The organism is Streptomyces sp. NPDC111744 (assembly GCF_055634995.1).
In genome coordinates, this window is sequence record NZ_JBVKCG010000009.1 from 76,063 (window position 1) to 95,481 (window position 19,419).

Sequence of the window (19,419 nt, forward strand, 5' to 3'; positions counted from 1 at the left end):
GGCGTGGCCGCACACCCGTCCCGCCCCGATCTGTTGGCACTGCGCACCCGTTGGACACGGCTGTCCGGCGATGGTTCCGCGCCTTCCGGTACGACCGTGCGCCTGCTGGCCAGTTACACCATCGATCCGCTGGTGCCCTACACCGGAGTGCGACTGCACGACGCGGGTGTACGGGCCGACCTCAGCGTCGGCCCGTACCACCAGATCCTCCAGCAGTGCCTGGACGACACGTCGGACACCGGGCGGCTGCGGCCGGACGTGCTGGTCGTGGCGCCCCGGCTGGAGGACTACGCCGACGACGGTCGGGACCTCCTGCAGATCGCGGATGCCGCCCTGGCCGCCGCCCGGCGGTGGCGCTCGTGCCTTGCCTTCGTGCTGCCCGCCGTTCCGGAGCTGCGGTCGTACGGCGTCGGCGACGGGGGCCGCCGCACCGGTACCGCGGCGACGGCGGCAGCGGTGAGGGAACGCCTGCGCGCGATGTTGTCGGGCCGGCCGAACGTGCTGGTGGCCGACGCGGAGGAGGCCGTGCGTGCGGTGGGCACGGGCAGCGCACACCGGCCGGTGATGTACCGGGTCGCCCGCGTGCCGTACGCGGAAGCCGTCTTCGACCACCTCGCCCGGCAGCTCGCGGGCCTGCTGCGACTCCGCCTGGGCAGGGGCCCGCGCGCCGTCGTCCTCGACCTGGCTGCGGTCGGCACGGACAGCCTGGCGGAGCTGAGGCAGCCCCTGGAGCTGCTGCGACGGTGCGGGCACCGTCTGGCGGTCCGCGCCGCGGAGCCGGCCCCGGACCTGGGACCGGTTCTGGCGGGCACACTTCCGGAGTTGCTGGCCGACGCGAGGGTCGCACTGGTCGCCGACGGCAGGCCGCCGGCCGAGCAGCTGGCGTCCGTGGCCGCCCGGCTGCGGGTGTCGGTCACCTCGACGGTCCTGCTGACCGCGGCATCCGCGCCCGTCGATGCCGGAGCGGCAGAGGTGGTCCGGCTCGGTGAGGAGCCCGCCGACTGGGTGTCGGACATCGCGGCGGCCGGGCTGCTCGACACCCTGCCGGGACCGGAGGACGCCGGAGGGACACCGGACGGTCCGGGGGACGCGGGAGAGGACCCGGCGTCCGGGAGACGCCCGGAGGTGTCGCTGCAGGACTTCATCACGGGTCTCGGCGTCGAGGTGACGTTCCACGGTGTGGACCGCGCTCTGGACGACCACACGAGTGAACTGGTGGCCCGGGCCCACGACTTCACTCTCGGGGAGAACCGTCCGCCGGACCCGTCCGGGCCGGGGTTCGCCATAGCGGCACGGGTCACCGACAGGCTGGGCGACTACGGAACGAGTGCCGTGGCTGCCGTTCACCACGCGGACGCCGTGGCCACGGTCGACGTCTTCTCCGTTTCGTGCCCCGCGATGGGCCGGGGAGTCGAGGACAGGGTGCTCCAGGAGATCGTCGCCCGTGCCGACGGCGACGGCTGTCACACCGTGGTCGTCGAGTACGAGGAGACAGGACGCAACCAGGTGGCGGTGGACTTCCTGCGTGCCTCGGCGGAGCGCACCTGGGAAGCCCCGTCCGGCAGGCAGGTGCGGATGACGATCGTACGGAAGGAGGGTGACCGGTGACGTACGGCATCGTGTCGCTCGCGCACACGCTGGGCACGGCGGAGAACGTGATCGACGCCGCCCCTCGCTACACGGCGGACCTGGAGCGGATCCGGGACTGGGGCTACCGGGGCTTCCACCGGGCCGAGGAGGGCGTCGGCGTGACGGATCTTGCGGTCTCCGCCGGGGCCGCGGCGCTGGCGAAGGCGAATCTGACGGCCGACCAGGTCGATCTGCTGGTCCTGGCCATACCGGATGTGGCCGAACACCTGTACTGGGATGCGGCGGCGGCCTGCCAGGCCGCACTGGGCGCCCACCGGGCGGAGGCGGTCCTGGTCAACCAGGCGTGCAGCGGTGGCGTCATCGCCTTCGACCTGGTGGCCGGCCGGTTCGCCACCCACCCCGATCACCGTGTCGCTCTCCTGGTGACTGCCAGCCGGGTGTGCGAGACGTACAAGAACCGGATGGAATCGGACACCTCCATCGCCTCCGACGGCGCGGTCGCCGCGGTGGCCGTACGCGGTCACGAGGCCGGCCGCTGGCTGGTCACCGAGACGATCTCGGACGGCCGGTACGCCCGGTTCGCACGGCTGCCGGGCGGTGGCACCGCCCGGCCGTTCTCGTCCCGGGACGTCGATCCGGGGGTACTGGCGAGCCCCTTCGACGAGATGCAGAACTACTTCGGCAGGGACGTGCGGTCGATGCTCGAGTACGCGCGCCGGATCCAGTCGAACACCCGGGAGGTGATCGACCGGGCCTGCAAGCGCGCTTCGGTGGAATTTGGCGATCTCCGCCGTGTCCTTCATCTCAACGAGAACGCGAAGGCGCTCGGCGCCTTCGCCCGCGACCTCGGGGTGGGCCTGGATCGCACCAACGCCGAACTCGCCATGGAGCACGGTCATCTGGGCACGGCGGACCAGCTCTTCGCCCTCGAACGGCTGCTGGACGACGGCGATCTCGCCCCCGGCGACCTGGTCGCTCTGACCAGCACCGGCACCGGCATGCACTGGGCGTGCACGCTGTTGCGTATCTAGTCGGAGCATGACAAATCTGTAAAGGCATGTACATGCCCTAACGGGAGGGCGCAGAGTCGACCGTGTCTGTTCGCTGACCGGCACGCTCGAAAGGGACGACTCATGCGCCTCTCCCGTTCGGCACGTCTGGCGGCTGTCGCCACCGCGGCAGCCGCCTCCTTCGTCATCGCGGCCGCCCCCGCCCCCACCCCGGGCGCCACGGGCATCGGTGACCCCTACTTCCCGCAGCTCGGCAACGGCGGTTTCGACGCCCGCCACTACGACCTCGACGTCGCCTACGCCCCCGACACCGGGCGCCTGGACGGCCGTACCACCCTCACCGCCCGCGCCACCCAGAACCTCTCCTCCTTCGACCTCGACCTCCAGAAGCTGGAGGTCACGCACGTCGAAGTGAACGGCAGACGCGCCCGGTTCACGCGCGCCGGCGACGAGATCACCGTCACGCCGAGGAACCCGCTGTCCAAGGGGCACGAGTTCACCGTCTCCGTCACCTACGGAGGGATACCCGAACCCCTCAACGGCCCCATCGTCTTCGGCTCCGACTACGGCTGGATGAAGACCCCCGACGGCGTCTTCGTCGCCTGCGAGCCCAACGCCGCCTCCACCTGGTTCCCGTCCAGTGACCACCCTTCCGACAAGGCCACCTACGACATCCGGATCAAGGCGCCCAAGGGTCTGACGGGTGTGTCCAACGGCCGGCTCGTGAACACGTACGACAAGGGCGCCTCGACGTACACCCACTGGCGTGAGTCGAAACCCATGGCGACCTATCTCGCCACCGCCACCATCGGGAAGTTCGACGTGCGGACGGGGAAGACGCCCTCCGGCATCCCGATCTACGTCGCCATCGACCCCGTGCTCGCGAACAGCAACAGCGTCGACGTGTACGCCGTGACGGCCGCCGCCACCGACTACTGGTCGCAGATCTTCGGGCCGTACCCCTTCGAGGAGACCGGCGCGATCGTCGACGACATGCCGGAAGCGGGGTTCTCGCTGGAGGTGCAGAGCAAGCCGGCCTACTCGGCGGTACGCAACGAGACGACGATCGTGCACGAGCTGGCCCACCAGTGGTTCGGCGACTCGGTGAGCGTGGCGCGGTGGAAGGACATCTGGCTCAACGAGGGCTTCGCCACCTACGCCCAGTGGCTGTGGGCGGAGCACCAGGGCACCCGCTCGGCCCATGACTCCTTCCTGGCCGGCTACAACTCCCGCGCCGCCGACAGCCCCTTCTGGCAGACGGTCGTCGCCGACCCGCAGCGCGACACCATGTTCGCCTCCGCCGTGTACCAGCGCGGCGCGATGACCCTCCAGATGCTGCGCGAGCGGATCGGGGACACCGCGTTCTTCAAGCTCCTCCCCGCGTGGACGAAGCTGCACCGTTACGGCAACGCCGACACCGCCGACTTCATCCGCCTCGCGGAGAAGGTCTCCGGGCAGCAGCTCGACGACCTGTTCCGGACCTGGCTGTTCACCACAGGGAAACCCGCCCTGTGAGCCTGGCTTTGTAAGGTTCATGCACCCTGCCGGGTCACAATGTCGGGGTGCAGCTCCAGAACCTCTTCTCTCCCTCCGTCCAGCACACGCTCGATGTCATCGGCATCTTCGTGTTCGCGATCTCCGGCGCGCTGCTGGCCGTCCGCAAGAACTTCGACGTCTTCGGCATCGCCGTGCTCGCCGAGGTCACCGCGCTGGGCGGAGGGATCTTCCGGGACGTGATCATCGGAGCGGTGCCCCCGGCCGCCTTCACGGACCTGGGGTACTTCATCACCCCGCTGCTCACCGCGCTCGTGGTGTTCTTCCTGCACCCGCACGTCGAGCGCATCCAGTCCGCGGTCCTGGTCTTCGACGCGGCCGGTCTCGGCCTGTTCTGCGTGACCGGCACGACGAAGGCGTACTCCTACGGCCTCAACCTGACCGCCTCGGCCGCCCTCGGGCTCGCCACCGCGGTCGGCGGCGGAGTGCTCCGGGACGTACTCGCCAACGAGGTTCCCTCACTGCTGCGCTGGGACCGCGATCTGTACGCGGTCCCGGCGATCGTCGGGGCGACGATGGTGGTGCTGTGCATCCACTACGACACGCTGACCCCGTTCACCAGCGGGGTGGCGGTCGTCACCGCTTTCGTGCTGCGCCTGCTCGCGATGCGGTTCCACTGGCGAGCGCCGCGTGCGTGGAATCGGCGGACGACGGTTCGTGAGGAGTAGTTCCGGCGCGGGCGTGGCTCTGGCCCATGTTGACGGTGAGCCACTCGAAGACCCCCGGCACCTGGGGCCGCCACAGCGCCATGTTGTGGCCGCCCGCGCTGCGCGGCAGATACACCACGTGCACGGTGGTCGGCGCCTTGGCGATCTGTTCGAGCGCCACCCCGGCCTGGTAGCCGTCGCCGGACTCGCCGGAGAGGTAGAGGGCGATCGGGGGCGGGGTGGCCGTCTTCCTCAGCATCAGGTAGGGGTTGTTCCGCTCGCGCAGGGTCACGCTCTGCGCGGTGAGTGAATTGCGTTCGCCGATCGGGTCGTTGTAGCCGGACAGGCTCACGGCGGCCCGGTAGCGGTCCGGGTGGGCGACGGCCAGCTTGACCGCGCAGTGCGCGCCCGCCGAGTACCCGGCGACCGCCCAGTTGGCCGGAGCCGCGGCGGCGCGGAAGTTGTCGGTCACCATCTTCGGGACGTCGATGCTGAGCCAGCTGTCGGCGTTGACCGTGCCCGGGATGTTGGCGCAGCCGGTGTCGACACCGGCCAGCAGGTTGGTCCGCGGGGCGACCAGGATGAAGGGCGCGACCTTGCCGCTCCTCATCAGCGGCAGCAGCTGCTCGTGCACCTTCAGCGAACCGAACCAGGCCTTGGCCGAGCCGGGGTAGCCCGGCAGCAGCTCCACCACGGGGAACCTGTGGTTGCGGTACGCGGGTTCGTTGTACTGGGGCGGCAGCCAGACGTAGACCTCGGCGTTCACGCCCGAGACCCGGCCCCTGAGCTGGGTGACGCGCACCCCGCCGGCGGCGTGCATACCCGGTCCGGTGGATGCCGTGAAGGCCTGCCTCACCTTGGGCAACCGTGTCAGCGCTATGCCGCCCGTACCGTCCCGGCCGAGGTCGGCGGCCTGCTGGACGTGGTTCCCGGTACCGAGCAGGTCGGCCCAGTTGTCGTACAGGCTGTTCTCGTTGTTGACCAGTACGAAGATCAGCGTCACCGCCGTGGCCTGTGCGAACAGCAGCATCAGGAGCCGGGCCGCGGTGCGCACGGCCTTGGGTCCGCGCATCCTCGACCACAGGACGAGCGGCAGTATGAGGGCAACCACGGACAGGACGATGGTCGTGTAGAGGAACGGAGTCCCGGTGAGGCTCATGTCCCCATAGAGGGGAATTACCGGCTCCGGGTTACGGACGTGTCCGGACACTTACCTAGAAATTGCCGGAACCTCACCCGGCGGAGTGGATCCCTTGCCCGCCGATCACACCGCACCGCCCCGCGTCTGCCTGGAAAAGCTACCGCTTAGTAATTTCCTGTTGTACTGTTCACGCATGCCAGAAGCAGCTTCCATGCGAGCCGTGATCGGCGACAGCGAGTTCGACCGCGACACCGCCGTCATCAGGCGTGCGCCCGGGGTCTACGACATCGACCTCTCGGCCGGCTGGACCATCATCAACGCCGTCAACGGCGGCTATCTGCTGGCCGTCCTCGGCCGGGCCCTCGCGGACACACTGCCGCATCCGGACCCGTTCACCATCTCGGCGCACTACCTGACCGCGTCCCGGCCGGGCCCGGCCGTGATCCGCACGGACACCGTCCGCGCCGGCCGCACTCTCTCCACCGGCCAGGCCTCGCTCTTCCAGTACGACGACGAGGGCACCGAGGTCGAACGCATCCGTGTCCTCGCCTCCTACGGTGACCTCGCCGCCCTGCCCGACGACGTCCGTACCACGGCGTCCCCGCCCGCCATCCCGCCCATGGACCAGTGCTTCGGCCCAGAAGACGGCCCTGCCCCGGTCGACGGCAGCTCCGCCATCACCGACCGCCTGATGCTCAAGCTGGACCCGGCGACCCTGGGCTGGGCCCTCGGCGCCCCCTCCGGCAAGGGCGAGATGCGCTCCTGGTTCGGCCTCGCGGACGGCCGTGACGCCGATCCCCTCGCCCTGCTCCTCGCCGTCGACGCACTGCCGCCCACCGCCTTCGAGATCGGCCTCAAGGGCTGGGTCCCCACCGTCGAACTCACCGTCCACGTCCGCCACCGCCCCGCCCCGGGCCCGCTGCGGGTCTCCGTCACCACCCGCAACCTGGCCGGCGGCTTCCTGGAGGAGGACGCCGAGGTCTGGGACAGCGCGGACCGACTGGTCGCCCAGTCACGGCAGTTGGCCAGGGTTCGCCTGGGCTGACGTACCTGCCGTGCCCCCGTACTGTCACGGACGTGTACCAGCGAGTAAAGCGCGCCCGTCCAGGAAGACGCAGGTCAGCGCGGTGACTTGAGCCGCCCTTTACCCGAATCACAGGCCGGGGACAGTGCGGGCCCAAGTACGCCCTAAACGCCGTTGGTTGAGTGCCACGCTTCAGGACTCCCTCATCCTTTATGGAGCTGTCTCTCATGAAGCGTGTACGTCTCGTCCCCGCGGCCGCCCTGCTCGCCGTGTCTCCACTGCTGCTGACCGCGTGCGGCTCGGGCGACTCGTCGTCGTCCTCCGGCAGCGGCAACTCCGGCCAGTCGCAGTCCTGTCAGGCACCGTCGGGCATGCCGACCGGCAACGCCACCGGGGCACCCTCCGGCGCCCCGTCCGGCGCCCCCACGGGCAACGCCACCGCCCGGCCGACCGGCACCCCCACCGGCATGCCGAGCGGCGGCCCCGGCGCCGGCGGTAAGGGCGGCCCCGGCGGCGGCCAGGGCGGCGGTTGCGGCGGCGGCCAGGGCGGTCCCGGCGCGGGCGGTGCGGCGCCCAGCGGCGCTCCGACCCAGCAGGCCACGAAGAGCTGACGCCGGACGCCGTACGGCTGGGGCGGTACATCCGACGACCGGACGCACCGCCCCTTCGTGTTGCCCGCGGACCGATGCGGACTACTCCAGCCAGTGCTGGCGTCCGAGGCTGATCAGCCGCATCTGGCGGGCGGCGACCCGGGTGACGCGCTGCTGCTCCGTCTCCGAGGGCTCCGGCGACTCCAGGGTCTCCAGGAACAGGGACGCCGTCATGAGCATCTGGTCCACATAGAGGTGGGCGAGCATCAGCAGGTCGTCGTCGTTCCAGCCCGCGGCCTCGGGTTCCTTGGCCAGCTCGGTCCTGACCTCCTCGGCGAACCGGGCCAGTTGGTCCCGGATGGCCTCGCGCACCGGCTGCACCCCGCCGTGCCGCTCCCGGGCGATGAACCGCACATGCGCCGGGTGCGCGGCCACATGGTCGGCGATCAGCCGCACGGCACGGTCGATGCGTTCCGGGCCGGGTGTGGAGACCGTCGTGCGGACCATGGGGTGCAGGCTGCCCAGCGCCTCGTCGACGAGGGCGACGCCCAGATCGGCGGTGGAGCGGAAGTGCCGGTAGAAGGCGGTCGGGGCGACGCCGACGGCCCGGGTGACCTCGCGCAGCCCAAGGCTGCTCAGGCTCTGCTCTTCCAGTAGCCCCAGTGCCGCGTCCAGGAAGGCCTGGCGGGTCTTCTGCTTCTGGGCCTGCCGGATGCCGAGAGTGTGACTCATGTCATCCAGTTAACAACTGTTCTCCGGAATTGAAAAGCCGTGCGGGTTGCTAGACTCGAAGTCAGTGAACAACTGTTACTACAACCGTTCACCCAAACTTAACGGAGGGGGGATCGATCCCCATGCTGTTCCTCGTCGCCGCACTCATGCTGCTCGGCGTGGTGCTGGGCACCGTGGCCCACGCGCCGCTCGACGTCACCGCAGGACTCGCCGCCGTGATCGTCGTCTGGCTGGCCGTCTTCGCGCTCCGCGAGCGCCTCGCCCGCCGTCGCCGCACCTCGGCCAACTGACCGTCCACCACGACTTCCAGGAGCTGAGCATGCTGCACCTCACCGCCCCGGCCACCACCACCCGCCCCCAGCCCCGCACCCGCGACGCCGACGGCATGGCCGTCGCCTCCTTCATCCTCGGCCTCCTCGGCCTCCTCGTCCTGAACCTGTTCCTGGGCCCGATCGCGATCGTCCTGGCGCTGGTGTCCCTGTGGCGCGGCACAAGCCGCAAGGGCCGCGCATACCTGGGCCTGGCCCTGGGCGTGGCGGACCTGGCGGTCCTCGGCATCGCGATGGAGGTCTCGAACACGGTGTCCTGGAGTCTGTGAGCAGGGCTCGGGACAGGCGTCCCAAAGGGGCGCGGGGCTGTTCTGGGCATGCGGCTACCGCCGCGTGGGCGCGACCGACCCGCACGGCCGGCGGCGACCCACCGGCCCGAGCCGAGCGCGGCGCCCCTCGGTCCTACGGCGGAGCCTCCCCCGTAGAATCGACTCACCATGGCCTACCTCGACCACGCAGCCACGACCCCGATGCTCCCGGAGGCGGTAGAAACTCTCACCGCCACCCTCGGTATCACCGGCAACGCGTCCTCCCTGCACGCCTCCGGCCGCAAGGCCCGTCGCACGGTCGAGGAATCCAGGGAGACCCTCGCGGAAGCGCTCGGCGCCCGCCCCAGCGAGGTCGTCTTCACCTCCGGCGGCACCGAGGCCGACAACCTCGCGGTCAAGGGCCTCTACTGGTCCCGCCGCGACGCCGACCCCATCCGCACCCGCGTCCTGTCCAGCCCCGTCGAACACCACGCGGTCCTCGACGCGGTCCACTGGCTCGGCGAACACGAGGGCGCGACGGTGGAGTACCTCCCCGTCGACGCCTACGGCCGGGTCCACCCCGAGGTGCTGCGCGAGGCCATCGCCCGCAACCCCGACGACGTGGCCCTCGCCACGGTCATGTGGGCCAACAACGAGATCGGCACGGTCCTGCCGGTCCGTGAACTCGCCGACGTGGCAAGCGAGTTCGACATCCCCCTGCACGCCGACGCGGTCCAGGCCGTCGGCCAGACCCCGGTGGACTTCGCCGCCTCCGGCCTCGCCGCCATGACCGTCTCCGGCCACAAGGTCGGCGGCCCGTACGGCATCGGCGCGCTGCTCCTCGGCCGTGAGTACACCCCCGTACCGGTCCTGCACGGCGGCGGCCAGGAGCGGCACGTCCGCTCCGGCACCCTCGACGTCCCGGCGATCGCCTCCTTCGCGGTGGCGGCGAACCTCGCCGTCGAGCGCCGCGAGTGGTTCGCCCGCGAGATCGGCGCCCTGCGCGACCAGTTGATCGACGCCGTGCGTACGGCCGTACCGGACGCGATCCTCGGCGGCGACCCGGTGGACCGCCTCCCGGCCAACGCGCACTTCACCTTCCCCGGCTGCGAGGGCGACTCGCTGCTCCTGCTGCTCGACGCCCAGGGCATCGAGTGCTCGACGGGCTCCGCGTGTACGGCCGGGGTGGCCCAGCCGAGTCACGTCCTGCTGGCCACCGGGACCGACCCGGACCTGGCCCGCGGCACCCTCCGCTTCTCGCTCGGCCACACCTCCACCCAGGCCGACGTCGAGGCGGTCGCGAAGGTGATCGGCCCGGCGGTGGAGCGCGCCCGGGCCGCCGGACTGAGCTGACCCCGGCCACAGCGACGGTGGTCCGCGACACGCGGAATCAAGCCCAACTCGCTTCCCCAGGGGGCGAGTTCTCCGCCTCAGCGAAGAGCCCCGAACCCGTTCCCTCCGATTCCCGCTCCGCTTCCGGCGGACTGCTGGCCGCGGGCCTCGCCTCCGCGGACACCGCGACCGCCCCGGAGACCGACGAGGGTCCCTACTCGCTCGAAGGTGCGCTCGTGCGAGAGGAACGCCGTGAACGGCTGCCGCCGGCGCTTCCACCGCCGGCGGCAGCCTTCCCGGGAGACCAGGTTCCGGCTAGCTCTCGGTGACCATGAGGGACGCCATCATTCCCTCGTCCTCGTGCTGCAGGAGATGGCAGTGGAGCATGTACATGTACGTGTCGTCGGTGAAGTCGGTGAACTCCATGGCGATCTCGATGGAGCCACCGCCGACCACCTCGTAGGTGTCGTACCAGCCGAGTTCGACACCGGTCGGATCCTCGCCGTTGACGGAGATCAGCTGATACGGAACGTCGTGCAGATGGAAGGAGTGCTCCAGCTGCGTGCCGTTCTTGATCGTCCAGATCTCCTTGGACCCGAGGGTCGTACTGATCATGGCCATCGAGCTCATGCTGGTGCCGGCCGAGCCGTTGATGGTCATGGTCGTACCGCTCTGGCCGAGGGTGATGGTCCGCGCGGTGAAGTCGCTGGTGTCGTACCGGTCGATGGTCCGCAGCGAGGTGGGCAGGTCGTCCGGGGTGTCCGTGCCGCCGGCGGTGACGGACAGGAAGTCGTACGTGCCGCTGCCGCCGCGGACCCAGCCGGTGGTGACGACCGCCTGGAGGGTGACGTCGTCCGACAGGTCCATGACCATCTCGGCGCGGGCGCCGGCGACCAGCCGGATCTCGGTCACGTCCGCCGCCGCGGACAGATAGCCCTGGTCGGTGGCGATCTGCGTCATCGTGCCGCCGTCGCTGCGCTGGATGGTGATGATGTCCGACGGCGAGGCGTTGAGCAGACGGAACCGGGTCCGGGTCTTGGTCGCGGTGAAGGTGAGCGTGGTGTCGTCGACGTTGGTGCCGTTGACCAGCAGCGGGTAGTTGAGGTTGCCGCTGAGGTAGCCGGTGAGGTCGTACTTGATGTCGCCGTCGTCGTCCACGGCCAGGCACTGGAAGATCAGCGGGATGTCGTCCGTGCCGTAGGTGCTGGGCAGCGCGGCGCTGGTGGTGTTGTCGTCGTCCTCGACGATGATCATGCCGGCCAGACCGTGCACCGCCTGCTTCGCCGTGGTGCCCAGGGCGTGCGGGTGGTACCAGAGAGTCATGGGCTCGTCGAGGACCTCGAAGGTCGGCGACCAGGTCTCGCCGTCGGAGAAGGCGACCTGGGGGCCGCCGTCCATCTTGGCCGGGACGTGCGCGCCGTGGAAGTGGACGGTGGTGTCCTCGCCCAGGCTGTTGGTGATGTTGAGAAGGACCGTGTTGCCCTTGGTCCACTTCATGGTCGGGCCGAGGAACGACTGGTTGTAGCCCGCGGTGGTGCTGGTGACACCGCTGATCACCTCGGCGCTGCCGGTCTGCGCCTCGATCGTGTAGGTGGTGGTGCTGTCGGAGGTGGTGCCCTCCAGAAGGTCCGGGACCGACAGGGTGGCGGTGTTGGTCGCGGCGCCGGCCTTGTTGCCGTTCGCGTCGGTCAGCAGGGCGAAGGTCGTGCCCGCCGCGCCGACGGCGCCCAGGCCGACCCCGGCCATCCCGCCTAGGAACCTCCGCCGGTGAACGCCCTTGCCGCGCTTGGCCGTCGCGTCCTTGGAGTGCTCGGGCCCGGTGACGCGCCCGGCCTTGGAGTGCTCCGCGCCCTTGGCACGCCGTCGCCTGCCGCGGGTGTCCTGCTCTTCGCTGCCGCCCGCCTCGAAGGGGGGCTCTGAGGTGTGGGTCATGGCCGGGATGTTTGACCTGAGGACTGTGCGAAATCTGAGGCGAAGTTAGGAGGAGGGCGGGGGCACTGTGAAGCAGCCATGGATGCCGGTCATGCTTAACTCCTTTGAAAAAAGCGGGGGTTGAGCAGGCGCAGCTGGCGCCCGGGGTGCGGGACGCAACGGACACAGGCGGTGCGCAGGGCGAGCACAGAATAACGATTCAATCACGGGTGGAACCAGGGTCAGGGCTGTCCGACCCGCCGTACAAGACCCATGTAGCGCTCCCAGTCCCAGTACCTGCCCGGGTCGGTGTGATCCGTCCCCGGCACCTCCACATGACCGATCACATGCTCCCGGTCCAGCGGCATGCCGTACCGCCGGCATATCGCGGTCGTCAGCCGCGCCGACGCCGCGTACATCGCGTCGGTGAAGTCCTCCGGGCGGTCCACGAAACCCTCGTGCTCGATGCCGACACTGCGCTCGTTGTACGACCGGTTGCCCGCGTGGAACGCCACGTCCAGCTCCCGGACCAGCTGGGTGATCCGCCCGTCCTTGCGCACGATGTAGTGCGCCGCCGCCTCGTGCGCCGGGTCCTGGAAGACCTTCACCGCGCTCGCGTAGCCGCCCTGGGTGACATGGATGACCACCCGGTCGACCGGATAGTCGTCCGGCCGGTTCGCCGTCCGGTAGTTCGCGGGTGACGCGGCCACCCAGCGCGCGCCCCTGAAGTCCACCGCGCCCGCCACCCGCGCCTTGCGCACCCCCGGCAGCCGCCAGTACAGCCGCGCCAGCTCGTCCCTGGTCAGCACCGCCGTGCCCACGGCCGCCGCCGCCCCGCCGACCAGCAGCGCCCGCCGCCCGATCCGCCGGTCCCGATCACCAGTCGTCGCCCCCATGTGATCCCCAACGGATACTCGCGGGCCCCGGTTCCCGCGTCCCTTTACTCTGGAGGGGTTATGACTGACACCCCGCAGCAGCGCACCCGCCCCCTCCGCGTCCTCGCCGCCATGTCGGGCGGCGTGGACTCCGCCGTCGCCGCCGCCCGCGCCGCCGAAGCGGGTCACGACGTCACCGGCGTCCATCTCGCGCTCTCCGCGAATCCCCAATCCTTCCGTACCGGCGCGCGGGGCTGTTGCACCATCGAGGACTCCCGCGACGCCCGCCGCGCCGCCGACGTCATCGGCATCCCGTTCTACGTCTGGGACCTCGCCGACCGCTTCCGCGAGGACGTCGTCGAGGACTTCGTCGCCGAGTACGAGGCGGGGCGCACCCCCAACCCGTGCCTGCGCTGCAACGAGAAGATCAAGTTCGCGGCCCTGCTGGACAAGGCGCTCGCCCTCGGCTTCGACGCGGTCTGCACCGGCCACTACGCGAAGATCGTGACGCTCCCCGACGGCTCCCGTGAGCTGCACCGCGCCTCCGACATGGCGAAGGACCAGTCGTACGTCCTCGGCGTCCTGGACGAGCAGCAGCTCGCCCACGCGCTCTTCCCGCTCGGCGACACACTGACGACCAAGGGCGAGATCCGCGCCGAGGCCGAGCGCCGGGGCCTCGCGGTCGCGAAGAAGCCCGACTCGCACGACATCTGCTTCATCGCCGACGGCGACACCCAGGGCTTCCTGGCCCAGCGGCTCGGCAAGGCCGAGGGCGACATCGTCGATGAGTCCGGCGCCAAGGTCGGCACCCACGAGGGCGCGTTCGGCTTCACCATCGGCCAGCGCAAGGGGCTGCGGATCGGCACCCCGGCGGCCGACGGCAAGCCGCGCTACGTCCTCGACATCTCGCCGGTCGACAACACGGTGACGGTCGGCCCGGCCGCCGCCCTGGACGTCAGCGGACTGACGGCGATCAAGCCCCGCTGGTGCGGCACCGCCCCCACCGGCCCGGGCGTCTACACCGCCCAGCTCCGCGCCCACGGAGGCGAGACCGAGGTCAGCGCCGAACCCGTCGACGGCGAGCTGCGCGTCACCTTCACCGAGCCGGTCCGCGGCGTCGCACCCGGCCAGGCGATCGTCCTGTACGACGGCACGCGCGTCGTCGGCTCGGCGACGATCGCCTCGACGGTCCGGGCCGCCGACGTGGCCCGCGCCTGACCCCTCTCGGCCGGGCCGGGGGGGGCAACACCGCCACGTCTACTGCCGTTGGCGGCGCAGTGAGCGCATTCGCCGAGGCCGCCGCGGTGACGACCCCGAGGCCGTCGTCGTCCTGCGGCGGGGCGCTGGGCCGCCTCCCGATCCAGTTGCAGGCGGCGCGCGCCACACCGCCGGCTACGACGGGTCGCCCCGCTGGGCGTCGGACTTCTCCGCGGCGGCCAAGCCCTTCGCTGGAGAGCCGCGCGACCACGGGAAAGCTGCTGCTCTCCCTCTGATCAGCCGGTGACCTCGACCTCGTAGAAGCAGAGGTGATCCTTGATCGCGGCGACGTCGGGCTTGGGCTCGGGGTAGGCCCACACCAGGTCCGGCGCGTCCGGCAGGGACCAGTAGGAGGCGGTGCCCTTGAAGGGGCAGACGGTGTGCGTCTCGGAGGGCGTGAGGAGATCCAGCCGCACGTCCTCGGCCGGGATGTAGTAGCGCACGGGACTCCCGGTCTCGCGCAGGATCAGGGGCCGGTCGCTCTCGGCCAGCACGAGGTCGCCGTGCACCACGCGCACGGCCCGGTCGCTCTTCTCGATGGTGATCGTGTGTCCAGAAGCCATACAGGGATGACAGTGGCGGGCGCCGACTTGTTCCCGCCTACCCTGACCTCATGCGTATCTGCGTCTTCCTCTCCGCCGCCGACCTGGACGACCGCTACACCCGCCCGGCCCGGGACTTCGGGCAACTGATCGGCAAAGGCGGCCACACCCTCGTCTGGGGCGGCTCGAACGTCGGCCTCATGAAGGTCGTCGCGGACGGGGTCAAGGAAGCCGGCGGCAAGCTGCTGGGCGTCTCCGTCGAGTTCCTCGCGAACAAGGCCCGCCCCGGCGCCGACGAGATGGTGATCGCGTCCGACCTCGCGGAGCGCAAGCGGCTCCTGCTGGAGAAGGCCGACGCCGTGGTGATCATGGTCGGCGGCACCGGCACCCTGGACGAGGCCACCGAGATCCTGGAGCTGAAGAAGCACGGCCGCACCGACAAGCCGGTCGTCCTGCTGAACACCGCCGGTTTCTACGACGGCCTCAAGCAGCAGTTCCGCCGCATGGAGGAGGAGGGCTTCCTGCCCCGGCCCCTGTCCGAGCTGATGTTCTTCGCCGAGGAACCGGCCGCGGCGCTCGCCCACCTGGAGGCGGCCCGGAGCGCCGGCTGATGCGAGCATGGCCCGCATGGCAACTCATGTGATCACCGGTGCCGGTTCCGGCATCGGCGCCGCCGTGGCCCGCCGTCTGCACGCGCGCGGGGACGACCTCGTCCTGCACGCGCGCGACGCCGGCCGCGCGAAGGAACTGGCCGCCGAGTTCCCCGGCGCCCGCACCCTGGTGGGCGACCTGGCGGACCCGGACAAGCTCTCCTGGGCCTTCTCGCACCAGACGCTCCCGGACCGGGTCGACTCGCTGCTGCACATCGCGGGCGTGGTCGACCTGGGCGAGATCGGCGAACTGACCCCGAAGTCCTGGCGGCACCAGCTGAACGTCAACCTGGTCGCACCGGCCGAGCTGACCCGCCACTTCCTGCCCCAACTGCGCACCGCCCGCGGCCATGTGCTGTTCGTGAACTCGGGCGCCGGCCTCAACGCCCACGCGGGCTGGTCGGCGTACGCGGCTTCCAAGCACGGCCTGAAGGCCCTCGCCGACTCCCTGCGCCACGAGGAACACGGCAACGGCGTCCGGGTCACCTCGGTCTACCCCGGCCGCACGGCGAGCCCGATGCAGGCCAAGGTCCACCAGCAGGAGGGCAAGGAGTACGACGAGGCGAGGTGGATCGACCCGGAGTCGGTCGCGACCACGATCCTGACGGCCCTGGACCTCCCTAGAGACGCGGAGATCAACGACCTGACGATCCGCCCCGGTATGTGATTCAGCGACTCCGAGAACCCCCGTCGGCCCACCCCGCTTAGGCTCCTCACGTGAACGCAACCCCCTCCTTCGGCCCCGCCACCGGCATCGGCTCCCTCCCCGGTACCGACGCCCGAGAGGCCGCCAGGACCGCGACCGGCAGCTTCGAGGACTTCCCCTTCCTCCCCGAACTGCCCGCCCGCGGCCCCGGCGCCGACATGATCGGCCGTACCGCAGGCCTGCTCGTCGAGCTGTACGCGCGCGTGGAACCCAGCGGCTGGCGGCTCGGCGACCGGCCGGGCCGGGACACCCGGCGGGCCGTCTCCTGGCTGGGGGAGGACCTGGACGCGCTCGAGGAGTTCACCCAGGACTACGAGGGTCCGCTCAAGGTCCAGGCGGTCGGCCCCTGGACCCTCGCCACCGCCCTGGAGCTGCGGAACGGCGAGGCGGTCCTCTCCGACCCCGGCGCCTGCCGTGACCTGGCCGCCTCTCTTGCCGAGGGCCTGCGGCTGCATCTGGCGGAGGTCCGGCGCCGTATCCCCGGCGCCCGCATCGTGCTCCAGCTCGATGAGCCGTCCCTCACCGCCGTGCTGCGTGGTCAGGTGAGGTCGGCCAGTGGCTACCGCACCCACCGGGCCGTCGACCGCCAGCTCGTCGAGTCGAGGCTGCGGGACGTCATGGGCGTCCACGCCGGCGGCCCGGTGGCCGTCCACTCCTGCGCCCCCGACGTCCCCTTCGCACTGCTGCGCCGTGCCGGGGCCGCCGCCGTCTCCTTCGACTTCTCACTCCTCACCGAACGTGACGAAGACGCGATCGGCGAGGCCGTGGAGGGCGGTACCCGGCTGTTCGCCGGTGTCGTGCCGGGCACGGACACGGCATTGTCAGACCCTGCCGGTAGCGTCATGGGTGTCAGGACGCTGTGGCGCAGGCTGGGGCTGCAACCAGGGCTTCTCGCGGAGGCCGTGACGGTCACCCCGTCGTGCGGGCTGGCGGGAGCTTCCCCCGCCTACGCCCGGCAGGCGCTCGCCCACTGCGTCCTGGCGGCGAGATCACTCGCGGACAACCCAGAGTAACGGGAGGAACACGGTGGCCGGCGACAAGCAGCAGGCGGAGACGGCGGTGCCCGCCGAGGCACGGGAGCAGCACGCGCGGCTCGCCGAGCAGATCGAGGAGCACCGCTTCCGGTACTACGTGAAGGACGCTCCGGTCATCAGCGACGCGGAGTTCGACAAGCTCCTGAAGTCCCTGGAGGCGCTGGAGGACGAGCACCCCGAGCTGCGCACCCCGGACTCGCCGACCCAGAAGGTCGCGGGCGCGTACGAGACGGAGTTCACGGCGGTCGAGCACCGCGAGCGCATGCTGTCGCTGGACAACACCTTCAACGACGAGGACCTCGCGGCCTGGGCCGAGCGGATCCACCGGGAACTGGGCGACCAGGAGTACCACTTCCTGTGCGAACTGAAGGTCGACGGCCTCGCCGTCAACCTCACCTACGAGCGCGGCCGGCTCACCCGCGCGGCGACCCGCGGCGACGGCCGCACCGGCGAGGACATCACCCCCAACGTCCGTACGATCGCCGAGATCCCGGACCGCCTGCACGGCGACAAGGTGCCCGACCTGGTCGAGATCCGCGGCGAGGTCTACTTCCCGATGGAGAAGTTCGCCGAGCTCAACGAGCGCCTGGTCGCGGCCGGTGACAAGCCGTTCGCCAACCCGCGCAACGCGGCGGCCGGTTCGCTGCGCCAGAAGGACCCGCGGGTCACCGCCTCCCGCCCGCTGCACATGGTCGTCCACGGCATCGGCGCCCTGGCGGGCTTCGAGGGCATGACCCGGCTCTCCCAGGCGTACGACCTGCTGAAGACCTGGGGGCTGCCCACCTCCCCGCACAACCGGGTGGTCGACGACCTCGACGGAGTACGGGAGTTCATCGCCTACTACGGCGAGAACCGGCACTCCGTGGAGCACGAGATCGACGGGGTCGTCGTCAAGCTCGACGAGATCCGCCTCCAGGGGCGGCTCGGCTCCACCGCGCGGGCGCCGCGCTGGGCGATCGCCTACAAGTACGCGCCGGAAGAGGTCAACACCAAGCTCATCGACATCAAGGTCGGTGTCGGCCGCACCGGGCGGGTCACGCCGTACGCGCAGGTCGAGCCGGTCACGGTGGCGGGCAGCGAGGTGGAGTTCGCGACCCTGCACAACCAGGAGGTCGTCAAGGCCAAGGGCGTGCTGATCGGCGACACCGTGGTGCTGCGCAAGGCCGGTGACGTCATCCCGGAGATCCTCGGCCCGGTCGTCGACCTGCGGGACGGCAGCGAGCGGGAGTTCGTGATGCCGGCCGAGTGCCCCGAGTGCGGGACGCCGCTGCGGGCCATGAAGGAGGGCGACATCGACCTCCGCTGCCCCAACGCCCGCACCTGCCCGGCCCAGTTGAGAGAGCGGGTCGCCTATCTCGCGGGGCGTGAGTGCCTGGACATCGAGCACTTCGGCGCGGTGGCCGCGGCCGCGCTCACCCGGCCGCTGGAGCCGGCCGACCCGCCGCTGATCGACGAGGGCGACCTCTTCGACCTCACGGTGGAGAAGCTGCTGCCCATCAAGGCGTACGTGCTGGACGCGGACAGCGGGCTGCCCAAGCGCGACCCCAAAACGGGCGAGGAGAAGGTCGTCACGGTCTTCGCCAACCAGAAGGGCGAGCCCAAGAAGAACACCCTCGCCCTGCTCCAGAACATCGAGGAGGCGAAGACCCGCCCACTCGCCCGCTTCCTCAACGGCCTGTCCATCCGGCACGTCGGACCCGTCGCCGCGCAGGCACTGGCGCGCGAGTTCCGCTCCATCGAGCGCATCGAGCAGGCCACCGAGGAGGAACTGGCGCACATCGACGGCGTCGGCGGCATCATCGCGACGGCGCTCAAGGAGTGGTTCGCCGAGGAGTGGCACCGCGAGATCATCCGAAAGTGGAAGAGCGCTGGAGTTCCGCTGGAGGACGAGTCCACCGGTGAGGACGAGGGCCCGCGTCCCCTGGAAGGCCTCACCGTGGTCGTGACCGGAACCCTGGAGCACTACACCCGGGACGGCGCCAAGGACGCACTGCAGAGCCGCGGAGCCAAGGTGACCGGCTCGGTGTCGAAGAAAACGTCGTTCGTGGTCGTGGGTGACAACCCCGGATCGAAGTACGACAAGGCGATGCAGTTGAAGGTTCCGGTTCTGAACGAGGACGGATTTGTCGTCCTTTTGGAGCAAGGACCGGACGCGGCGGCCGAAGTCGCCCTTCCAACCGAGCAGTAGCGGTTGAAGGCCACCCGTTCGGCGCATACCAGATGCATACGGGTGGCCGGGGCGCAATC

Annotated in this window: 19 protein-coding genes; 14 read left to right on the top strand and 5 right to left on the bottom strand. The window is 70.5% G+C overall.

What is annotated here, in order from left to right; translation table 11 throughout:
• The first annotated feature begins 3 nt into the window (after positions 1-3).
• From ACZ7OO_RS21420 to ACZ7OO_RS21435, 4 genes are all read left to right on the top strand, one after another.
• On the top strand, positions 4-1,608 hold the full coding sequence (locus ACZ7OO_RS21420; RefSeq protein WP_471506588.1) for a hypothetical protein: 1,605 nt from the start codon (positions 4-6) through the stop codon (positions 1,606-1,608).
• Positions 1,605-2,621 (top strand): 3-oxoacyl-[acyl-carrier-protein] synthase III C-terminal domain-containing protein, encoded by a 1,017-nt coding sequence (locus tag ACZ7OO_RS21425; protein ID WP_471506590.1) that lies wholly within the window; start codon positions 1,605-1,607, stop codon positions 2,619-2,621. The genes ACZ7OO_RS21420 and ACZ7OO_RS21425 overlap by 4 nt, the downstream gene beginning before the upstream one ends.
• A 102-nt stretch (positions 2,622-2,723) precedes the next feature.
• Complete coding sequence (locus ACZ7OO_RS21430) at positions 2,724-4,115, top strand: M1 family metallopeptidase (protein ID WP_471506591.1); 1,392 nt, start codon at positions 2,724-2,726, stop codon at positions 4,113-4,115.
• 47 nt (positions 4,116-4,162) lie between these two features.
• Positions 4,163-4,822: a trimeric intracellular cation channel family protein gene (locus ACZ7OO_RS21435; RefSeq protein WP_352219276.1), complete on the top strand. Its 660-nt coding sequence runs from the start codon at positions 4,163-4,165 to the stop codon at positions 4,820-4,822.
• Here ACZ7OO_RS21435 and ACZ7OO_RS21440 read toward each other — a convergent pair.
• Entirely contained in the window at positions 4,731-5,960 is a 1,230-nt protein-coding gene (locus tag ACZ7OO_RS21440; RefSeq protein ID WP_471506592.1) for an alpha/beta hydrolase, read from the bottom strand. The two genes, ACZ7OO_RS21435 and ACZ7OO_RS21440, sit on opposite strands and share 92 nt — an antisense overlap.
• Positions 5,961-6,135: 175 nt before the next feature.
• Between ACZ7OO_RS21440 and ACZ7OO_RS21445 the strand changes: the two genes are divergently transcribed.
• Positions 6,136-6,987, top strand: coding sequence for a thioesterase family protein (locus ACZ7OO_RS21445; RefSeq protein WP_471506593.1), 852 nt, complete (start codon positions 6,136-6,138; stop codon positions 6,985-6,987).
• Positions 6,988-7,193: 206 nt separating this feature from the next.
• Complete coding sequence (locus ACZ7OO_RS21450; RefSeq protein WP_471506594.1) at positions 7,194-7,577, top strand: hypothetical protein; 384 nt, start codon at positions 7,194-7,196, stop codon at positions 7,575-7,577.
• Between the two features lie 81 nt (positions 7,578-7,658).
• On the opposite strand, the gene ACZ7OO_RS21455 is transcribed toward ACZ7OO_RS21450, so the two are convergent.
• On the bottom strand, positions 7,659-8,288 hold the full coding sequence (locus ACZ7OO_RS21455) for a TetR family transcriptional regulator (RefSeq protein ID WP_471506595.1): 630 nt from the start codon (positions 8,286-8,288) through the stop codon (positions 7,659-7,661).
• Between the two features lie 122 nt (positions 8,289-8,410).
• On the opposite strand from ACZ7OO_RS21455, the gene ACZ7OO_RS21460 reads away from it, so the two are divergent.
• The 3 genes from ACZ7OO_RS21460 (at position 8,411) to ACZ7OO_RS21470 (ending at position 10,218) form a co-directional block, all read left to right on the top strand.
• Complete coding sequence (locus tag ACZ7OO_RS21460) at positions 8,411-8,578, top strand: hypothetical protein (protein WP_352219281.1); 168 nt, start codon at positions 8,411-8,413, stop codon at positions 8,576-8,578.
• Between the two features lie 32 nt (positions 8,579-8,610).
• Positions 8,611-8,886, top strand: coding sequence for a DUF4190 domain-containing protein (locus ACZ7OO_RS21465; protein ID WP_352219557.1), 276 nt, complete (start codon positions 8,611-8,613; stop codon positions 8,884-8,886).
• Positions 8,887-9,054: 168 nt separating this feature from the next.
• Positions 9,055-10,218, top strand: a complete 1,164-nt coding sequence (locus ACZ7OO_RS21470) for a cysteine desulfurase family protein (RefSeq protein ID WP_471506596.1) — start codon at positions 9,055-9,057, stop codon at positions 10,216-10,218.
• Positions 10,219-10,512: 294 nt separating this feature from the next.
• On the opposite strand, the gene ACZ7OO_RS21475 is transcribed toward ACZ7OO_RS21470, so the two are convergent.
• Positions 10,513-12,129, bottom strand: coding sequence for a multicopper oxidase family protein (locus ACZ7OO_RS21475; protein WP_471506597.1), 1,617 nt, complete (start codon positions 12,127-12,129; stop codon positions 10,513-10,515).
• Positions 12,130-12,350: 221 nt separating this feature from the next.
• Entirely contained in the window at positions 12,351-13,004 is a 654-nt protein-coding gene (locus tag ACZ7OO_RS21480) for an N-acetylmuramoyl-L-alanine amidase (protein ID WP_471506598.1), read from the bottom strand.
• 60 nt (positions 13,005-13,064) lie between these two features.
• On the opposite strand from ACZ7OO_RS21480, the gene mnmA reads away from it, so the two are divergent.
• Positions 13,065-14,201 carry a tRNA 2-thiouridine(34) synthase MnmA gene (gene mnmA, locus ACZ7OO_RS21485; RefSeq protein WP_471506599.1) on the top strand — a complete coding sequence of 379 codons (1,137 nt, stop codon included), beginning with the start codon at positions 13,065-13,067 and terminating at the stop codon, positions 14,199-14,201.
• Positions 14,202-14,476: 275 nt separating this feature from the next.
• Here mnmA and ACZ7OO_RS21490 read toward each other — a convergent pair whose 3' ends face one another.
• The gene (locus ACZ7OO_RS21490) at positions 14,477-14,803 is read right to left on the bottom strand and encodes a DUF427 domain-containing protein (RefSeq protein ID WP_471506601.1); all 327 of its coding nucleotides are present in this window, start codon (positions 14,801-14,803) and stop codon (positions 14,477-14,479) included.
• Positions 14,804-14,853: 50 nt separating this feature from the next.
• On the opposite strand from ACZ7OO_RS21490, the gene ACZ7OO_RS21495 reads away from it, so the two are divergent.
• From ACZ7OO_RS21495 to ligA, 4 genes are read left to right on the top strand one after another with little or no spacing between them, the layout of a single operon-like run.
• The gene (locus ACZ7OO_RS21495) at positions 14,854-15,393 is read left to right on the top strand and encodes an LOG family protein (protein WP_471506603.1); all 540 of its coding nucleotides are present in this window, start codon (positions 14,854-14,856) and stop codon (positions 15,391-15,393) included.
• A 7-nt stretch (positions 15,394-15,400) separates the two neighbouring features.
• The gene (locus tag ACZ7OO_RS21500; protein ID WP_471506605.1) at positions 15,401-16,099 is read left to right on the top strand and encodes an SDR family oxidoreductase; all 699 of its coding nucleotides are present in this window, start codon (positions 15,401-15,403) and stop codon (positions 16,097-16,099) included.
• 50 nt (positions 16,100-16,149) lie between these two features.
• Entirely contained in the window at positions 16,150-17,151 is a 1,002-nt protein-coding gene (locus ACZ7OO_RS21505) for a methionine synthase (RefSeq protein ID WP_471506607.1), read from the top strand.
• Positions 17,152-17,164: 13 nt separating this feature from the next.
• Positions 17,165-19,360 carry an NAD-dependent DNA ligase LigA gene (gene ligA, locus ACZ7OO_RS21510; RefSeq protein ID WP_471506609.1) on the top strand — a complete coding sequence of 732 codons (2,196 nt, stop codon included), beginning with the start codon at positions 17,165-17,167 and terminating at the stop codon, positions 19,358-19,360.
• The last annotated feature ends 59 nt before the right edge of the window (positions 19,361-19,419 follow it).

Coding starts and splice junctions, on each gene's coding strand:
- ACZ7OO_RS21430 (WP_471506591.1), top strand. CDS start 2,724: ATGCGCCTCTCCCGTTCGGCACGTCTGGCGGCTGTCGCCACCGCGGCA.
- ACZ7OO_RS21440 (WP_471506592.1), bottom strand. CDS start 5,960: ATGAGCCTCACCGGGACTCCGTTCCTCTACACGACCATCGTCCTGTCC.
- ACZ7OO_RS21445 (WP_471506593.1), top strand. CDS start 6,136: ATGCCAGAAGCAGCTTCCATGCGAGCCGTGATCGGCGACAGCGAGTTC.
- ACZ7OO_RS21450 (WP_471506594.1), top strand. CDS start 7,194: ATGAAGCGTGTACGTCTCGTCCCCGCGGCCGCCCTGCTCGCCGTGTCT.
- ACZ7OO_RS21455 (WP_471506595.1), bottom strand. CDS start 8,288: ATGAGTCACACTCTCGGCATCCGGCAGGCCCAGAAGCAGAAGACCCGC.
- ACZ7OO_RS21460 (WP_352219281.1), top strand. CDS start 8,411: ATGCTGTTCCTCGTCGCCGCACTCATGCTGCTCGGCGTGGTGCTGGGC.
- ACZ7OO_RS21470 (WP_471506596.1), top strand. CDS start 9,055: ATGGCCTACCTCGACCACGCAGCCACGACCCCGATGCTCCCGGAGGCG.
- ACZ7OO_RS21475 (WP_471506597.1), bottom strand. CDS start 12,129: ATGACCCACACCTCAGAGCCCCCCTTCGAGGCGGGCGGCAGCGAAGAG.
- ACZ7OO_RS21480 (WP_471506598.1), bottom strand. CDS start 13,004: ATGGGGGCGACGACTGGTGATCGGGACCGGCGGATCGGGCGGCGGGCG.
- mnmA (WP_471506599.1), top strand. CDS start 13,065: ATGACTGACACCCCGCAGCAGCGCACCCGCCCCCTCCGCGTCCTCGCC.
- ACZ7OO_RS21490 (WP_471506601.1), bottom strand. CDS start 14,803: ATGGCTTCTGGACACACGATCACCATCGAGAAGAGCGACCGGGCCGTG.
- ACZ7OO_RS21495 (WP_471506603.1), top strand. CDS start 14,854: ATGCGTATCTGCGTCTTCCTCTCCGCCGCCGACCTGGACGACCGCTAC.
- ACZ7OO_RS21500 (WP_471506605.1), top strand. CDS start 15,401: ATGGCCCGCATGGCAACTCATGTGATCACCGGTGCCGGTTCCGGCATC.